The 1,057-nt window shown below is 54.5% G+C and carries 1 protein-coding gene; it reads left to right on the plus strand.

The genetic code is table 11. From position 1 onward, the window contains the following. The coding region (locus tag K0778_RS26310) for a hypothetical protein (RefSeq protein ID WP_201276759.1) at positions 1 to 405 on the plus strand (405 nt) is incomplete at its 5' end. Positions 406 to 1,057: the final 652 nt, after the last annotated feature.

Below are 1,057 nucleotides of genomic sequence, written 5' to 3' on the forward strand. Positions count from 1 at the left end.
ATCCCAAACATGCGCATCAGCAACATCGACTGGTTGAAGAAACGAATCGGCTTTATCAGGAAGCTCGGAGAACAGACCGCACGACAGAGGCAGATCATTGACCTGCTCGATAACGAAGCCGGACTAACAGAACAGGAGCGCAAACTACTCCACGTCCTGGCAACCGCAGAAAAAAACGAGCTACAGGCACAGGAGAACGCACGCAAACAGGCCAACCAAAAACGGATGGAGGGGAAAACACAACGACGGGAACGCAATCACCGCCTGTTTCTTGCGGCGGGGTTACTGATCGAGGCCGGACTAGTGGACACAAAAACAGGCGAACTGAGATACCCAAAAGACAATATATTACAGAAACTTAAGGCAATCAGGCTCGATCTTGAAACAAGCCCAGATCATCATTAATTCCGCTGCGTGGTGGTGCGTTTGCCTGCCGGTGTTCAATGTTTTCGATTTCGCGACGCGCTACGCGCGGATCTGGCATAGGTGCGTACGTGCTCAATGTGGTTTCCGGTTCACTTCCGCTTCCTCGCCCACTCGCTCACTACGTTCGGTCGCTGGGGCTGCGGCGAGCGGTGGGATCACTCTCACATGATGCAGATCCTTTTTTTTTTTTTGCTCTGGAGTTATCAGTTGTTGCGGTGCTCATGGGATCGTGCGATATGCTGGATGGTGGAAGGTCGGAGGGAACGGCAACAACTCACCCCTCCCAGTGAAGGGACGGGTAGTTTGCCGCTCTCGATATGCCGGACGGAGCCAAGGCCATCGATCACGGGGCGCGTCGGTGGAAGAACCCGCGCCTGCGTGACGTATGCGTCTTCGCCGCACCATCTCACCCGTCACGCCACCACATACCGGGAACTGCCGCCAAGGTCTAACTCAACCAATCTAGCCGCGCTACATACGGTTTTTGTGGCAACTCATCAGGTGTCCGCTGTCGATGAAACTCTCTGCGCCGGTAGCGGAACTCTCACGCGTGCGGTTGCCGTCGTCACAGCTCCCCCAACCGCAAACGATTCTCGCAAATACGCAAGTATCTGCAAAAACAGGTTTTTTT

It is taken from the genome of Escherichia sp. XD33, assembly GCF_019375075.1.
In the GTDB taxonomy this organism is placed as follows: domain Bacteria; phylum Pseudomonadota; class Gammaproteobacteria; order Enterobacterales; family Enterobacteriaceae; genus Enterobacter; species Enterobacter flexneri_A.